This is a genomic window from Ruegeria sp. AE4 (assembly GCF_056542185.1).
Genome location: NZ_JBQFZK010000003.1, coordinates 25,538 through 41,449, shown reverse-complemented (window position 1 = coordinate 41,449; position 15,912 = coordinate 25,538). Strand labels below are relative to the sequence as shown.

14 protein-coding genes are annotated in these 15,912 nt (G+C 57.7%); 2 read left to right on the top strand and 12 right to left on the bottom strand.

What is annotated here, in order from left to right:
• Nucleotides 1-91: 91 nt before the first annotated feature.
• The 5 genes from ACR0EK_RS06745 to ACR0EK_RS06725 all read right to left on the bottom strand — a co-directional run bounded on the left by ACR0EK_RS06745 (nucleotide 92) and on the right by ACR0EK_RS06725 (nucleotide 4,626).
• The gene (locus ACR0EK_RS06745; RefSeq protein WP_480899177.1) at nucleotides 92-871 is read right to left on the bottom strand and encodes an SDR family oxidoreductase; all 780 of its coding nucleotides are present in this window, start codon (nucleotides 869-871) and stop codon (nucleotides 92-94) included.
• A gap of 21 nt (nucleotides 872-892) precedes the next feature.
• Nucleotides 893-1,855 carry a calcium/sodium antiporter gene (locus ACR0EK_RS06740; RefSeq protein ID WP_267365434.1) on the bottom strand — a complete coding sequence of 321 codons (963 nt, stop codon included), beginning with the start codon at nucleotides 1,853-1,855 and terminating at the stop codon, nucleotides 893-895.
• Nucleotides 1,856-2,026: 171 nt separating this feature from the next.
• On the bottom strand, nucleotides 2,027-2,824 hold the full coding sequence (locus tag ACR0EK_RS06735; RefSeq protein ID WP_480482989.1) for a S49 family peptidase: 798 nt from the start codon (nucleotides 2,822-2,824) through the stop codon (nucleotides 2,027-2,029).
• Between the two features lie 114 nt (nucleotides 2,825-2,938).
• Nucleotides 2,939-3,700, bottom strand: coding sequence for an ABC transporter permease (locus ACR0EK_RS06730; protein WP_209598717.1), 762 nt, complete (start codon nucleotides 3,698-3,700; stop codon nucleotides 2,939-2,941).
• Entirely contained in the window at nucleotides 3,697-4,626 is a 930-nt protein-coding gene (locus ACR0EK_RS06725) for an ABC transporter ATP-binding protein (RefSeq protein ID WP_480899175.1), read from the bottom strand. Before ACR0EK_RS06725 ends, ACR0EK_RS06730 begins: the two co-directional genes overlap by 4 nt.
• A 170-nt stretch (nucleotides 4,627-4,796) precedes the next feature.
• Here ACR0EK_RS06725 and ACR0EK_RS06720 point away from each other — a divergent pair, with 170 nt between their 5' ends.
• The gene (locus tag ACR0EK_RS06720; RefSeq protein ID WP_480773382.1) at nucleotides 4,797-5,885 is read left to right on the top strand and encodes a CaiB/BaiF CoA transferase family protein; all 1,089 of its coding nucleotides are present in this window, start codon (nucleotides 4,797-4,799) and stop codon (nucleotides 5,883-5,885) included.
• An 81-nt stretch (nucleotides 5,886-5,966) separates the two neighbouring features.
• On the opposite strand, the gene hemE is transcribed toward ACR0EK_RS06720, so the two are convergent.
• Nucleotides 5,967-7,001: a uroporphyrinogen decarboxylase gene (gene hemE, locus ACR0EK_RS06715; RefSeq protein ID WP_480899173.1), complete on the bottom strand. Its 1,035-nt coding sequence runs from the start codon at nucleotides 6,999-7,001 to the stop codon at nucleotides 5,967-5,969.
• A 106-nt stretch (nucleotides 7,002-7,107) separates the two neighbouring features.
• Between hemE and hemC the strand changes: the two genes are divergently transcribed.
• The gene (gene hemC / locus ACR0EK_RS06710) at nucleotides 7,108-8,073 is read left to right on the top strand and encodes a hydroxymethylbilane synthase (RefSeq protein WP_480967689.1); all 966 of its coding nucleotides are present in this window, start codon (nucleotides 7,108-7,110) and stop codon (nucleotides 8,071-8,073) included.
• Nucleotides 8,074-8,296: 223 nt separating this feature from the next.
• Here hemC and ACR0EK_RS06705 read toward each other — a convergent pair whose 3' ends face one another.
• The 6 genes from ACR0EK_RS06705 to ACR0EK_RS06680 are packed head-to-tail and all read right to left on the bottom strand — an operon-like array spanning nucleotide 8,297 to nucleotide 15,883.
• Nucleotides 8,297-9,568 (bottom strand): aspartate aminotransferase family protein, encoded by a 1,272-nt coding sequence (locus ACR0EK_RS06705; RefSeq protein ID WP_480967688.1) that lies wholly within the window; start codon nucleotides 9,566-9,568, stop codon nucleotides 8,297-8,299.
• Nucleotide 9,569: 1 nt separating this feature from the next.
• Nucleotides 9,570-10,673 carry a mandelate racemase/muconate lactonizing enzyme family protein gene (locus tag ACR0EK_RS06700; protein WP_480967687.1) on the bottom strand — a complete coding sequence of 368 codons (1,104 nt, stop codon included), beginning with the start codon at nucleotides 10,671-10,673 and terminating at the stop codon, nucleotides 9,570-9,572.
• On the bottom strand, nucleotides 10,670-11,776 hold the full coding sequence (locus tag ACR0EK_RS06695; protein ID WP_480967686.1) for a mandelate racemase/muconate lactonizing enzyme family protein: 1,107 nt from the start codon (nucleotides 11,774-11,776) through the stop codon (nucleotides 10,670-10,672). Before ACR0EK_RS06695 ends, ACR0EK_RS06700 begins: the two co-directional genes overlap by 4 nt.
• Nucleotides 11,773-12,351, bottom strand: coding sequence for a dimethylsulfonioproprionate lyase family protein (locus tag ACR0EK_RS06690; protein WP_480967685.1), 579 nt, complete (start codon nucleotides 12,349-12,351; stop codon nucleotides 11,773-11,775). The genes ACR0EK_RS06695 and ACR0EK_RS06690 overlap by 4 nt, the downstream gene beginning before the upstream one ends.
• Nucleotides 12,348-13,430 carry an alcohol dehydrogenase family protein gene (locus tag ACR0EK_RS06685; RefSeq protein ID WP_480967684.1) on the bottom strand — a complete coding sequence of 361 codons (1,083 nt, stop codon included), beginning with the start codon at nucleotides 13,428-13,430 and terminating at the stop codon, nucleotides 12,348-12,350. The genes ACR0EK_RS06690 and ACR0EK_RS06685 overlap by 4 nt, the downstream gene beginning before the upstream one ends.
• Entirely contained in the window at nucleotides 13,430-15,883 is a 2,454-nt protein-coding gene (locus ACR0EK_RS06680; protein ID WP_480967683.1) for an FAD-dependent oxidoreductase, read from the bottom strand. The genes ACR0EK_RS06685 and ACR0EK_RS06680 overlap by 1 nt, the downstream gene beginning before the upstream one ends.
• Between the last annotated feature and the right edge of the window lie 29 nt (nucleotides 15,884-15,912).

Sequence of the window (15,912 nt, the reverse complement as noted above, 5' to 3'; positions counted from 1 at the left end):
CAAGCATTTAGCAAGTGTATGAAAAAAAAGACATTTTTGTAACACGTAGGTAACATGAACGTGCGCGGTGCAAAACTTGCAGCGGAAATGCTCATTCCACACCCAGAACATCCGGTGTTTTCCACCCCAGGTGCTGACCGCCATCCACGCATATCAGTTGTCCCGTTACCGCGTGCGCATCCAGAAAAAACCCCAATGCGGCAGTGATATCCGATGGATTTGACCCGCGTTCCAGAACAGTATTCGATCGTTGCGCCTGGAAATGCTCGGCGCTTTGACGATGCCCCTGTACCGTCGGGCCAGGCCCAATGGCATTGACCCGGATTGCCGGGGACAGCGCCTGTGCCGAGGTACGGGTCAGCGTCCATAGCCCCATTTTGGCAATGGTGTAAGACATGAACTCGGGTGTCAGCTTGCGTACACGCATGTCCACCATGTTGATGATCAGACCGGTCGCAAGGGGTTCGCCATTTTCGTCCGTGTTCGGGGCCAGCCCCTGCCCGGCCATGGCTTGGGTCAAAACGAACGGTGCCCGCAGATTGCTGTCGAGATGGCGGTCCCAGCTTTGGCGGGTCGCGGTGTGAACGCTGTCATACTCAAAGATCGAGGCGTTGTTCACCAGACAGGTGATCGGCCCGCCCAGAGCCTCGGCTGCTTTGGGCAGCAGATCCTGCACCTCTGCCTCATCCAGCAGATCAGCCTGCAATGCCACTGACCGTCGGCCCATAGCCTGTACCTCCGCCACAGTCTCGTACGCGGGGCGTTCTGAGGACGCATAATGAACGGCGACATCATATCCACGACCCGCCAGATAAAGCGCCATGGCCCGACCCAGACGAATACCGGCACCGGTCACTAAAGCTCGGGTCATGCTTCACCTCGTTTTGTCAGATCACACCAGCAATACAGTGACATAAAGCGCATAAAGGAAGGTCAGCACCAGCCCCCAACCGCGAGAGATATCCTGCTTGAAGACAACAAAGGGAACCAGAAGCAGTGATGCGCCCAACATGACCCAAAGGTCAAAATGCAGGAAACCGGGATCAACCGGGATACGCCCGAACCAGGTTGCAATCCCGATAATGGCCAGAAGATTGAACATGTTCGAGCCAATCACGTTGCCAAGGGCCACATCGGCCTGTCGGCGCAAAGCGGCCATCACGGTTGTCGCCAGTTCGGGTAAAGACGTTCCAACCGCAATTAGGGTCAGACCGATAACCGTTTCACTGACACCATATGTCCGGGCGATGACCGTCGCATTTTCCACCAGCAGGTGCGCCCCCATAGGAAGGCCCACAAGGCCGAGGATCAGGTAAACCGATACCTTCCAGTAAGGCATGTCAGGATCAGCTTCTTCCAGACCTTCAAGGTCGTCGTCATCGGCACAGGCTTCCCCACAGGCCTTGCGGTGCGCCTTTGCTTCACGAAACGCATTCATCAGAACCAGGCCCAAAGCCGCCAGCAGGATCAGGCCGCTGACGACGGTGAATGTTCCACAAAACGCCAACCCTATGAACAGGGCCGTCGCCATCAGCATGAATGCATAGTTCCTACGGCTGTCGCATTCGCTGGTATGGATCGTTGCCAGCATCGCAGGAAGACCAAGAACCAACAGGATGTTGGCCGTGTTTGATCCGACAACATTGCCCAGCGCAATACCCGGTGCGTGTTCCTTGACGGCACTGATAGCAATCAGCAACTCGGGCGCGGACGTGCCGAAGGCCACAATCGTAAGGCTGACGATCAAGGCCGGAACACCTAAACGCAGGCTCAGGTTCACTGCGCCACGCACCAAGGCATCGCCTGCCAGCAACAGGATCAACAGGCCAAGACCAGACAGCAGCCACGTGGTGATCAAGCCCGGCCTCCTTTTCCACAGGCACAGGGGCCTTTTCCGATGCGATAGCGACCGCATCGCGGACATTTCGCCGAACTTAGCTTCTTTTGCCCAGGAAACCGCAGCTTGCCGAACATTGCCAATACGCCCATTGCGATCAGAAATAGAGTGACAGCCTTTACGATCACGTCACAAACCGAAACGCGCGTAGGCTGCCCGCTCCTCTAACCCTGCGATAGCATCCTGCGCCAGGCTGGCACCAAACCGGGTCCAGATCGGTTTTTTCACGCCATAGCGGCGAAATTTGACCTTGTCACCGAAACGGTCCTGCACCTTTGGCTTCAGATGGGCGATGCCGTCGATAAGCCCCAGTTCCTGCGCGCGACGCGCCAGCCAGACCTCGCCCGTGAACAGGTCAGCTTCCTGATTCAGCTTGTCCCCGCGCCGATCTTTGACGTGCGCAATGAAATTCTCGTGGATATCGCCCAATAACCCTTGCAGGCGGGCTACATCCTCTTTCTTTTCCGGTGAAAACGGGTCGAGCATGGACTTCGATTTCCCGGCGGTATGGACCCGCCGCTCAAATCCCTGCCGCGCCAGAAAGACATGCGCGCCAAATCCAGCCGAGATCACACCGATCGATCCCAGTACGGAACTGTCATCGGCCCAGATCTCATCCGCTGCGGCGGCCAGCCAATACCCACCGGATGCAGCGACGTCTTCAACAAAAGCGATGACCGGCACGTCCAGTTCTTCGGACAAACGCCGAATGCGCGCACCGATCATTGAACTTTGGACAGGGGATCCGCCCGGTGAATTGATCTCAAGCGCCACGGCCGCAGGTTTTCCCTTGCGAAAGGCTTTCTCGAGAACCGGCGCAAGCGTGGCGTCGTTCAAGGACCCGCGCCCGGCCATTCCAATGGCGCCGGACAGGCGGACAACGGCCACACAGGGGTGTTTTTTGACGAACGGCAGGCTGAGCTTCATGGGTGCCGATGTAGAGTGCCACCAACCCGTAAACAAGAGACTCTTCGAACCTTGAACGCGACGTGAACCAAATTCACACACTCAATGGGCAAAAATGCAACGCACCGGCGTGGGTTAGCTGCGAATGCGCCAGCCAGTTTTGAAGATCCAGCCAATGACCGCCAGACACACCCCAGTAAAGGCTATGATGGCCAGCAAACTCAGGGCGATGGGCACATCCGCAAGCCCGAAAAACGACCAGCGAAACCCCGAGATCAGATAGACGACCGGATTGAACAACGTGATCGTCTGCCACAGAGGCGGCAGCATCGAGATTGAATAAAACGTACCGCCAAGGAAGATAAGTGGCGTGACCACAAGCTGCGGTACCAGAGACATCTGTTCAAAATTACTGGCCCATATCCCGATGATAAAGCCCAGCAACGAGAAGCTGAGACATGAAAGGATCAAAAACGCCGCCATGGCAAAGGGGTGTTCGATCCGTATGTCGACGAAGAAGGTCGACGTGGCCAGAATGACCAGTCCCACGAACAGCGCTTTGGTGGCCGCTGCACCGACATACCCAATCACGATTTCGATAAAATTCACCGGCGCCGACAGCAGCTCGTAAATGGTGCCCAGAAACTTTGGGAAATAAATTCCGAAAGACGCGTTCGAGATCGACAGCATCACCACCGACAGCATAATCAAGCCCGGCACAATGAACGCGCCGTAGGATACGCCCTCGACCTCCTGAATTCGACTGCCGATGGCGGTGCCAAAAACCACGAAATACAGCGAGGTGGAAAGAACCGGTGACAGGAAACTTTGCGCCAGGGTGCGAAAGAAGCGAGCCATTTCGAACCGGTAGATTGCAGCGATTGCGGTCCAGTTCATGCCGCCTCTCCGGATACCAGGTTTACAAATATCTCTTCCAGGCTCGATTGCCGTGTCTGCACATCGCGCAATACCAGCCCGGCCTGCGACACGTCATTCAACAGGGTCGTTATCCCCGTGCGATCCGCATGGGTATCGTAGGTATAGATCAGGCTATCCCCCGCGCCGTTGAGGGTCAGATTGTGGCTGGCCAAATCATCGGGAATCCTGGCGATTGGCTCAGTCAGCATGACGACAATCTGCTTTTTGCCCATCTGCGCCATAAGCGTGTCTTTATCCTGCACCAAAAGCAACTCACCCTTGTCAATAACGCCGACGCGATCCGCGATGGCTTCGGCCTCTTCGATATAGTGGGTGGTCAGAATGATGGTGACACCGTCCCGTTTTAGCTCGGCCACGATTCCCCACATATCCTTGCGCAGCTCGACATCCACACCCGCCGTCGGTTCATCCAGAAACAAAACACGTGGTTCATGCGCCAAGGCCTTGGCGATCAGCACGCGGCGTTTCATGCCGCCCGACAACTCCTTGATTGCGTTCTTGCGCTTTTCCCACAGCGAAAGCTTGCGCAGAATGTCCTCGATCCGGGCGTTGTCTTTGCCCAGCCCAAACAATCCGCGTGACAGCCGAACTGTGTTCCAGACCTTTTCAAACGGTTCCAGCGCGATCTCTTGCGGGACAAGCCCGATCATCCTGCGCGCTGCGCGATAATCCGACTGAATGTCGTGCCCGCCGACTGAAACCGCGCCAGATGTTGGCGTGGTTATTCCGCAGATCGTCGAGATCAGAGTGGTTTTTCCCGCCCCATTCGGCCCCAGAAGCGCAAGAATTTCGCCTTCTTCAATGTCCAGAGACACACCTTTCAGCGCCTCGAACCCATCGGCGTAGGATTTGCGCAGATCTCTGATGGATAAAATGGTCGTCATATCCGCTCCCCGTTCTGGCCCAGACCCTATCGCCCCGAACACAGGGATAACAGGCCCATTCCGCACCATGTGATGAACAACTGCCAAAAGGAAGACCGCCCGCGCCAGCAATCATCCGGCTTGCAATCCCGACACCAGCCAGCAAACTCTGCCGGAAACGGAGGGCCTTGATGCTGAACGGAATACGTGTTGTCGAACTCGAAGGTCTGGGCCCCGGCCCGTTTAGTGCCATGTTACTGGCAGATCTGGGCGCTGACGTGATAACAGTCCACCGCAAAGGGGGCGCCGCAACACCGGGTATGCCGGAACGTTCCCTGCTGGACCGGGGCAAAAGATCCATCGCACTTGATCTGAAGAACGCCAATGATCTGGATACCGCACTTCGCCTTATTGACACAGCCGATGCCCTGATCGAAGGATTCCGCCCCGGTGTGATGGAAAAACTGGGGCTCGGCCCGGATACCTGCCTGACCCGCAATCCAAAACTGGTCTATGGGCGCATGACGGGCTGGGGGCAGAATAGCCCGCTGGCCGACACGGCGGGGCATGACCTGAATTACATCGCCCTGTCCGGAGCGCTCTGGTATGCATCACGTCCCGGCCAAGCACCGCAGACCCCGCCAACTTTGGTGGGCGATATCGGCGGTGGGGCCATGTATCTTGTGGCAGGCGTTCTGGCAGGGCTCATCAATGCGCAACGCACTGGCGCAGGTACTGTCGTTGACGCGGCAATCTATGACGGCTCGGCCCATATGATGAACCTATTGATGACAATGCGCCAAACCGGCAACCTGTCTGAAACCCGGGGTCAAAGCCTGTTGGACGGTCCCCACTGGAGCAGAACCTACGCCTGCGCCTGCGGTGGCTATATTTCCGTGCAATGCCTCGAACCAAAATTCTACATGCAATTTCTGAGCTTACTGGGCCTCACAAACGATACCGAGTTTCAACGGCAATACGACCGTGATCTGTGGCCTTCGCTTTCACGCCGTCTGACCGATATTTTCGCCAGTCAACCACGCGACCATTGGGAGGCCCTGTTTCGAGGAACAGATGCCTGCGTTGCCCCAGTTCTCAGCCCGGACGAAGCCCGCTCACACCCGATGAACCTCCATCGCAACTGCTGGCAGGATTTTGACGGCGCATTTCAGGCAGCCGCCGCCCCACGGTTTTCAGGCCATGACTGGACCCCGAAACCCAGCCCCATGCGCGGCGAGCATACTAAAGAGATCCTCGCAGAGCTCGACAGCCTGCGCTGATCCGCACTTCATCTGGCCCAAAATATCCCGGGGGATGAATTGGCCGCAGGCCAAGAAGGGGGCTGGCCCCCTTTAACCTGCTTACTGCCCGCGCACCGTATCAATCATCAACTGAACATTCTCAGGATCGGCATCCGGCGTGATCCCATGTCCCAGGTTGAAGATGTGCGGCCCGTTCGAGAAAGCCTCGACAATCCGCCGCGTCTCATCCACCAGAGCCTGCCCACCGGTCACCATATGCGACGAGGCCAGGTTTCCCTGCACACAACCATCAACCTGTACATGTCTGGCGGCCCAATCGGGCGACACCGAGTTGTCCAGCGCGACGCAATCCACGCCCGTCGTCTTGGCAAACCCGACATACCCCTCCCCCGCCTCGCGCGGGAAACCGATCACCGGGATGCCGGGGTGACGTTCCTTGATGGCCTGCGTAATCACACGGCACGGTTCCACCGCGTATTTGCGAAACGCCTCACCTTTCAGGGAACCCGCCCAGCTGTCGAAAATCTTGACCACCTCGGCCCCGGCGTCGATCTGAGCCGACAGATACTCGATTGTTGCCGCCGTGATGCGATCCAGCAGCGCCTCGAATAAGGCAGTATCGCTCTCTCGCAGAGCGTGTGCCGGTCCCTGATCGGGTGTTCCACGCCCAGCGATCATGTAGGTCGCGACTGTCCAGGGCGCGCCGGCAAACCCGATCAGCGCGGTCTCAGACGGCAATTCTCGCGACAGGATCTGAACCGTTTCATAAACGGGCGACAATGTCTCGTGAATCGCGCCCACCGGCTTCAACGCATCAAACTCGGTTTGCCGCGTGATCGTCGACAAACGTGGGCCCTCGCCGGTCACAAACCACAGATCCGCACCCAGCGCCTGCGGCACCAGCAGGATATCGGCAAACAGGATCGCAGCATCAAACCCATAGCGCCGGATCGGCTGCAATGTGACTTCGGCGGCCAGTTCCGGGTTATAGCATAAAGACAGAAAATCTCCGGCCAGGGCACGGGTGGCCCGGTATTCCGGCAGATACCGGCCCGCCTGGCGCATCATCCAGATTGGCGGCACATCCTGTACTTCGCCCGCCAGCGCCCTCAGCAGTTTCTTTGTCTCGGCCATATTCGCCCCCAGTCTTCCGGTTTTGGCAACGGGTCGTCCTTCGGCGGCAATTTGTCAAGCTCAGCCCCCATTGTCAGGGCAATGTGACGCGACTAAAGCTGTGCACATGACTTTGACCCTGCCCACACCCGCATCGCCCCTCAGAATTGGCACCCGTGGTTCACCGCTGGCTCTGGCTCAGGCCTATGAAACCCGCCAACGCCTGAGCGATGCGTTTGATCTGCCCGAAGCGGCCTTTGAAATCGTCGTGATCAAAACAACCGGCGACAATCGCGCCATGATCGATGCGGATCGCCCGCTGAAGGAAATCGGCAACAAGGGCCTGTTCACCAAGGAAATCGAAGAGGCGATGTTGCGCGCCGAAATCGATATCGCCGTGCATTCAACGAAAGACATGCCTGTTGAACAGCCCCAAGGGCTGGTTCTGGACACATTCCTTCCGCGCGAGGATGTGCGTGACGCTTTCATCTCGCCGCGCCTTAACTCAATCCACGATCTGCCCGAAGGGGCTGTTGTGGGCACTTCGTCATTGCGGCGTCGGGCACAGCTGCTGAACCGGCGGCCGGATCTGAAAGTGGTCGAGTTTCGCGGGAACGTGCAGACGCGGCTGAAAAAGCTGGAAGCCGGGGTCGCGGATTGCACTTTTCTGGCCATGGCTGGCATTCGCCGTCTGGGCATGGACGAGGTTCCAGCCAGCGCCATTTCTCCGGATGACATGCTGCCCGCGATTGCACAGGGTACCATTGGCATCGAACGGCGCAGCAACGATATGCGCGCGGCTGAAATGCTTGAAGCGATTCATCACACGGAAACAGGATGGCGGCTGGCCGCTGAACGCGCCTTGCTGGCCGCGCTGGACGGATCTTGCGAAACTCCGATCGCTGGTCTGGCAGAACTGGACGGAGACAACTTAAGGCTGCGCGGCGAAGTCCTGCGCCCAGATGGATCGGAAACCGTGAACAGAGATGTGACCGGTTCCATCAAAGACGGGCCAGAAATGGCCCGCGCGATGGCGGCAGACCTGTTGGAACAGGCAGGTCCGGGTTTTTTCGATTGGAAAAATTCAAATTAATTTAAGGCAGTGTGAACTTGATCACTGTGACCGCCGAGATTCTCGGGCATTAAAGTGACATACCGATGAGGAAGTCGGGTCAGTCTCGAAAGTATCGAAAAGTTTTCAGATTGCCGGTGATTTAATCAGTATTCGAGGGGGCGAGGCTGACCCCCGACTTCCAAAGGTAGCGGGTCGCTGTTGAACTCAACAGCGACCCGTTTACGTTGTATACATCCAACCTTCAGGAAATCGCATCAACCGCGTGACGGACGGCGATGCGTGTCTGTTCCAAATCCGCATCGGTGATCGCCAGCGACGGATAAAGCTTGCCCGGAGACTTGAAGATTCCATGAGCGCGCAGCACCGCATTATAAGTGGCGTTACGCTGTGGATCATCATGGTTTGCACTTCGATAATCGCGGCACTCGGCGTTGGTGAAATAGACGTCAAACAAAGTCTCGTCACCGCATATCCGATGCGCGATACCCACTTCATTCAAGGCGTCCGTCTGAATCTGCTGCAAGTGTTTTCCAATTGCGCGCAAACGCTCGTACGCGCCATCACGCCGCAGAATCTCCATCGTCTTAAGCCCTGCGACCGAGGCGACCGGATTCCCTGATAGGGTCCCCAACTGCATCAGCCAACCTTCTTCCCCGACCTTCGATTTATCGAAATGCTTCATGATCTCGACGCTGGCACCGAGCGCAGCCAGAGGGAAGCCACCGCCTGTGATCTTACCCAGAGTGCAGATATCCGGTTTGACCCCGTATCGTTCCTGCGCCCCGCCATAAGCCAGCCGGAATCCGGTGACGATCTCATCAAAGATCAGCAACACACCATGTTGATCACACAGGGTTCGAAGGCCTTGCAAATATCCCGGCATTGGCGGAATGATCCGTTGCAAAGGCTCGACCATAATCGCGGCAACGTCGTCATTTTCCTCCAGCAAAGCAGCGACGGCTTCCAGATCGTTAAAGGGCGCGATCAGCATTTGCTCGGCCACGCTGTCCGGGATACCAGCGCTGTCGGGAACTGCCTGCGGGAAATTGACTCTGCGGCTTGGGGCAAGGCTCATCTGCGCCTCGGCGCTCATACCGTGATAACCGCCTTCAAACTTCAGGATCTTGCTGCGCCCTGCATAAGCCCGCGCCAGGCGAATCGCATACATGTCGGCTTCGCCGCCTGACGCGACAAAGCGCACCTGCTCGCAGCAGGGAACGGCGTCGATGATGGCCTCGGCCAATTCGATGCCCTTGCTGTTGTTTGCAAAAAACGTCATCCCTTTTGGCAACTGTTCCAATACGGCTTCCATCACCTCGGGGTGGCCATGGCCCAGCAGCATCGGACCCGACCCTATCAGGTAATCGACATATTCGTTGCCGTCCTCGTCCCAGACACGGCTGCCTTCACCACGGGCGATGATGATGCCCGGATCGAAGTTGCCGAAACCGCCAGCTGGCAGAACCTCTTTTGCGCGTGCTATCCACTCGGACTGTGTCTGGATCTTCAGCATCTCAGTCGATCTCCAGAATTGGGGTGCCAAGAATATCGAGGTCCGGCACAACACCTAATCCCGGACCTTCGGGCGGAGCAATCCGGCCGTTTTCACGAGTTGGTGCATCAGGACACAGACGCGGGACCACGTAAGATGACAAGTCGCACGTGTTCATCAGGGAACCTTTCGGCGTCGATGCCGCAAAGTGGAGTGAAGCCGCGGTAATAATATCAGACCCCCATGTGCATTCCGCGCAAATCTCAGCGCCCAGATGCACGGTCAGGTCCCGCGCACGACGCATTGCCGACAATCCGCCGAATTTCGAAAGTTTAAGCGCCACCGCATCCATGCACCCGAGGTCATGCGCACGCATCAGCGAGGCAAGATCAAAGGCACTCTCGTCGATTTTCATCGGAAGACCGGTAGCCTGACGGACAGCGGCACAGTCCTCCAGCGTTTTGCAGGGCTGTTCCAACATCACGTCCAGATGTGCCACCGCACGCCCGGTACGGGTCGCCTGCAATCGCGATGCTCCACAATTCCAGTCACCATATACCAACGGCCCGATTCCCACGGCTTCGCGCACTTTGATCAACCGTTCGGCATCCGCCTGCCAATCGCCCTCGACACCCAGCTTAACCTGAAACTGGCGGATACCGGTTTGAAAAGCGGATTTGGCAATGCACGCCATCTCGTCCGGTGCAATGCAAGTGATTGAATGATAGAGCGGCATATCCGCCTGCGCTCGCCCACCCAACACCGCATAAACCGGCATCCCTGCCGCCTGACCGAACAGGTCCCAAAGCGCGATATCGACGATCGATTTCGCGTATTGATGCCCTTGCAGAAATCCGTCCAGCTTGCGCATGGGGGCGTCTGCACCAAATGGGGTAATCCCGAGGATTTCAGGCGCCATCTCAGCAATGGCACCCGGCACCCCATCCGCATAGGCCGGCAGGTAATGCGGGATCGGGCAAACCTCACCCCACCCCCTGTGACCGGTGTCCGTTTCAAGGCTCAGGACATGGGATTTCACAGTGGCGCAGGTCTTACCTTCAGCCATGTGGTACGTTTCGTGACTTGTCAGATCGACAGACCAGAGCGTTATCTTGTTGATTTTCAAGCGTATACTCCCACTGGATCACCTAATGTGTTTTCATCCGGATGAACGCCAAGCCCAGGTTCTTCTGGCAGGTGCAAATGGCCATCAACATTCCGGGGCCCACGCCCCCCGGCAATATCGACCGTGATCATGTCCTGACAGGCCCATACGGCAAGGCAGTTTTCATCCGGGATGGTCGCGGCCAGATGCAATGCTTCGGTATCGGCCAGAACCGTACCGCCTGTGGCCATTACAAACATGTCTATCCCATGGGCCAGCGCGATATCCCGCATGCGTGCAGCCTTGGTCAGCCCGCCGACGCGGTTCAATTTGATCCCGAAAATCTGAGCCAGACCATCGCGGGCGATGCGGGCTGCATCCTGCAAAGTCACAAGGCTTTCGTCCACTGAAACGGGTGACGGGTGAAGCCCCGAGATTGCAGCAATGTCATCCAGCGTCTCACAAGGTTGTTCGAACATGACATTCAGATCCGCGCAGGTGCTCATCACACGCAACGCTTGCTGACGCGTCCAGCCACGATTGACATCATAGAGAACGATCTCGCCGGGTCGCCGAATACTCTCGACATCGCGAACACGCGCAATGTCCCGTTCAACGTCACCACCGATCTTCACGGAATGGGCGATGTAGCCCCGCTGGCGGTACCGCTCTATGACCGCGCGCGTTTCGTCGACGGATTTCGCCCCGACCGAGGACGCAATCGGGCGCGGTGTCCGCGATCCCCCCCCCATCAGATCGGCAATCGGCACGCCCGCCGCCTGACCCGCGATATCCCAGCAGGCCATATCAATTGGGCTTTTGGCATAAAGGTGCCCGGGCAAGGCAAGATCCATCGCCCGTTCCACATCCAGAACCCGCCGCGGATCCAGGCCCAGAATGAACGGCGCCATCGTTTCAATTCCGGCGCGGATACCCGGACCATGCGCGGGCACATAGGTATGGCCCCATGGGGTCCCTTCACCCCAGCCAACAAACCCCGCATCGGTATCGATTTTCACGACTGTCGCGTCAAGCGTTTCGAATTTCAGCCGCCCGCCCGACAACCAATATGGATGCTCCAGTGGGAGGTCGACGTGAAATACTGTGATAGATTTGATCTTCATGCGATATCCATCCGGGGCAGATCACCCATGCCTTCACCGCGCCACAGAACATAAGTTAGGATCTGCTGATCTGTGGTGACCATGGCATGACTTTGCCAGCTTGCGTGCAAGCGTGTTTGATTGGCGCCAAGATATGTTTCGTTCCCATTGACCTTGAACAACGCACCTCCGCCAAGAATGAGGTAGAGTTCTTCGGCCTGATGGCTGTGCCAATCGTAACTCAGGCCAGCCCCCCAATACGCGATGTAGCCACGCAGCAGGGTCGAGTGAAAATGTCCGGTAGGACCGAACAGCTCATAATAGCCGTATCGGTTCAGGAAATCCGCACCAACTTCGTCTTCGGTGTAGGTATGTTTCCAATGTACCAGATGCGCCGTCGCTTTGACCGCCGCGATCAAGTCACGGGTTGGCGTGTCTTCAACAAGATCGAAGGCTGCCACCAGCCTCGTTGCGGGAATGGGTGCGGCATCCAACCCCGTCGGGGTCAGATCACCCGGCCAAGGCGCGAACGCAGTAAGGTCCGGATGCGCATGGTGCATTTGCCGGGCAGCTTCGAGAACATCGTCAAGCGTCATGGCATCACCACGATATTACCGGTGTGCTCTTTCGCGATGAACGCGGCTTGTGCTTCTCGGAGATCCTCCAGCGCGTATGTCGCGGCAAGCGCTGGCTTGATCTCACCAGCCTCGATGTATGTTACGAGGTTCTTCATGACCTGAGGGTCAATGACGGTCGAACCGGTGAAGGTCAGGTCGCGCAGGTAGAATGTACGCAGATCAAGTTCGACGATCGGACCTGCAATTGCGCCCGAACAGGTATAACGGCCACCCCGTTCCAATATGTCGATCAGGTTCGGCCAGTATGGCCCGCCTACGACATCAGCAACCACACTGATCTTTTCCGCGCCCAGCGCCTTGCGCAGGTTCGCAGGTGCGCGTGGCAGAATGACATCGGGGTCAAGTCTGGCCACGTCCGCGTGTTTGGATTCGGATGCCATCGCGATCACCCGTGCGCCGCGCCGTTTGGCCAGTTGCACAAGCGCACCGCCCACACCGCCGGAAGCACCTGGAACCAAAACCGTATCCTCGCCGGTCACATTGGCACGGGTCAACATGCCTTCGGCGGTGGAGTAAGAGCAGGAAAAAGTTGCCAGTTCAGCATCCGTCAGGTTCGAGGTGATTGCCACAGCATTCACCGCCAGAGTTGTCGCGTATTCGGCAAAACCACCATCCCGTTCCGAGCCGAAATAACCAGTCTTGTCCATATTGTCGGGTTCCACCGGGTCGCGCAGCCAGCCATCCGTGATAACACGCTCACCAATACGCCCCCGGTCAACACCGTCGCCGACGGAAACGATATGCCCGCAGATATCGGCCCCTTGAATTCGCGGAAAGGTGATCGGATTACCGCCCCAGGTGGGATCTTCTTCGCCAACTTGTTCAAACGCGCCACCGGTCGTTGCGGCTGTGACCGTCTTGGAGTACCAACCCGACCGCGTGTTGACGTCCGTATTGTTCAGGCCACATGCCGCAACCTTGATCAGCACTTCACCCTCCGCAGGTTCAGGACGCGGCCAGTTATCGTGCCAAACTATCTGCTCTAAATCTCCATGGCCCATCGTGACCATGGCTTTCATTGTGGCGGGCAGGCTCATCAGGCGGTCTCCACTAATGCGTCTGTGCGGGGCTGCAGGCTGTCTGGATCGTAAGCGGGCTTATCCAGTACTCGGGCCGGACGCGGCTTGCCGTGAATCACGACCTCCAACTCGGTTCCCGCGTTTGCTGCTTCGGGCTTGATGTATGCAAAGGCCAATATCTTACCGACCGTGTGGCCGAATGCGACCGAAGCCGTCGAGCCTATGACACGCCCGTCCAGCGTCACCGCCTCGCCTCCATGGCCATCAATTTCGCCATCCGGCTCGACTTGCAGATAGGCACATACCCATGGCAAATCGGTGTTCAACGTCTTGTCCTTGCCCAGGTAATCCTTGTCCGTACAGGCAAAGCGCAGCACATCAGCTTCTGCCAACGTGACTTCGTTTGTCAGCTCGCCTGCCCCTTTGAAGCCCTTCTCCATCCGCATCACGTTCATGGCGAAACTGCCGTAGTCCGCGATGCCATACGCCTCGCCCGCAGCCCATAGCGCATTGTAGACATCAAGGCAGGAAGCGTTGGGCATATGCAGCTCCCAACCCAGTTCGCCCGCATAAGACATGCGAAACGCCCAGAGTTTATGATCGGCAATGGTGACCTCTTGCGCTGACAGCCAGCGGAACCCGGCATTGCTCAGATCGGTATCCGTACAGCGCGCCAGAACTTCGCGTGATCGGGGACCGTTCAGCGACAAGGCCGACCATTCGGACGACAGCGCATTGATCTGTACATCTTCACCCTTGCGATGATGCGCCAGATGATCAAGCAAGCGCTGTTCGAAGAACGCTGCACAGACCAGATAGAAGCGGTCTTCGGCCATGCGGACAATCGTTGTCTCTAACTCGATCCGGCCACGACGGTTCAACATATGGGTCAGCGTGATCGAGCCAACCTTTTGCGGCATCCTGTTAGCAGTCAACCGATCCAACAGGGTATAGGCATCGGACCCCGATACTTCGACTTTGGTGAAGGCGGTGACATCCATGATGCCGACACGTTCGCGCACTGCCTTGACCTCGGCCGCGACCATGTCGTCGGCAGGAGTGCGGCGGAAGGAATAGTGATCGCGTTGTTCCACACCATCGCGGGCGAACCAGCGGGGGCGTTCGAAGCCATAGACTTCTTCATGTACCGCGCCCTTGGATTTCAGCAACTCGTACAGTGGCGACGGCTTGATCGGACGCCCTGCAAGCCGATTGAAGTGTGGAAACGGGATTTCGTGCCGCAAGCAGTAATCTTCTTCCGCTTTGATCACTTGCCAGTCTTTGGTGGCATAGCTGCCAAAGCGGCGCGGATCGAAATCCCGCATCGAGATATCGGCAGCCCCATGCACCATCCAGCGCGCCAGTTCGCGGGCCAGACCCGGGCCCCAACCGATCCCAATCTGCGTCCCGCAACAGCACCAGTAATTTCGCACACCCGGTGCAGGACCGATCAGGGGGTTGCCGTCCGGCGGATGTGATATCGCCCCATGCACATCGCGTTGAATACCCAGTTCTGCAAAGATCGGCATCCGGTTCAGGCTTTCCTCTAGCCATGGCATTACCCGGTCATAATCCGCGTCGAACAACCAGTTCTCGTACTCCCACGGGCAATGATCATGCCAGACCGAGTTCGGATTCTCTTTCTCGTATATTCCGATCAGGCCGCGCTGCTGCTCCATCCGGATATAGCCCGAGACTTTGCGGTCATCGCGGATCACCGGCAGTTCCTTGTCCAAGTTCTGGAATTCGGGCACTGGCTCAGTCACGAAATAATGGTGCGTCATTGACGTCATGGGCAGTTGCAGCCCGGACCATTCGCCCATCTGGCGCGCGTAGGTGCCGCCCGCGTTCACCACATGCTCACAGATGATGGTGCCCTGTTCGGTCTCAACAATCCATTCGCCGTTTGCGCCCTGCGTGATGTTCGTCGCCCGGCAGCTGCGGAAGATGCGCACGCCCTTCTGGCGTGCCCCGGCTGCCATCGCCATGGTCACATTGGTCGGGTCCACATGCCCGTCATCCGGTGTATGCAGCGCGCCCAGAACACCTTCGAGGTTATAAAACGGATGCAGTTCAGCCACCTTCTCGGGACCGACAAGTTCGATATTGAAACCCAGCGACCGGCCCACCGACAGGGTATGGCGCAGCCAATCCATCTCATCCTCGGTATAAGCAAGGCGGAACGAGCCACAGCCATGCCACGTGACAGGCTGACCTGTCTCGGCCTCCAGCAGGCCGGAATACAAGCCGATGTTGTAATCGACGCATTTGCCCAGACCAAAGCTTGAGGTTGAATGCGTAATCTGCCCCGCCGCATGCCATGTACTGCCGCTGGTCAGCTCGGCCTTTTCCAGCAGAACAGTCTCTTCGCCCCAGCCTTCATGGGCCAGATGGTAGGCCAGACCAACGCCCATGACGCCGCCTCCGACGATGACCACACGTGCGTGTGACGGCAGTTCATTCCCGGACATGATTTTTCCTCTTCCCGAGTCGCTTTTCT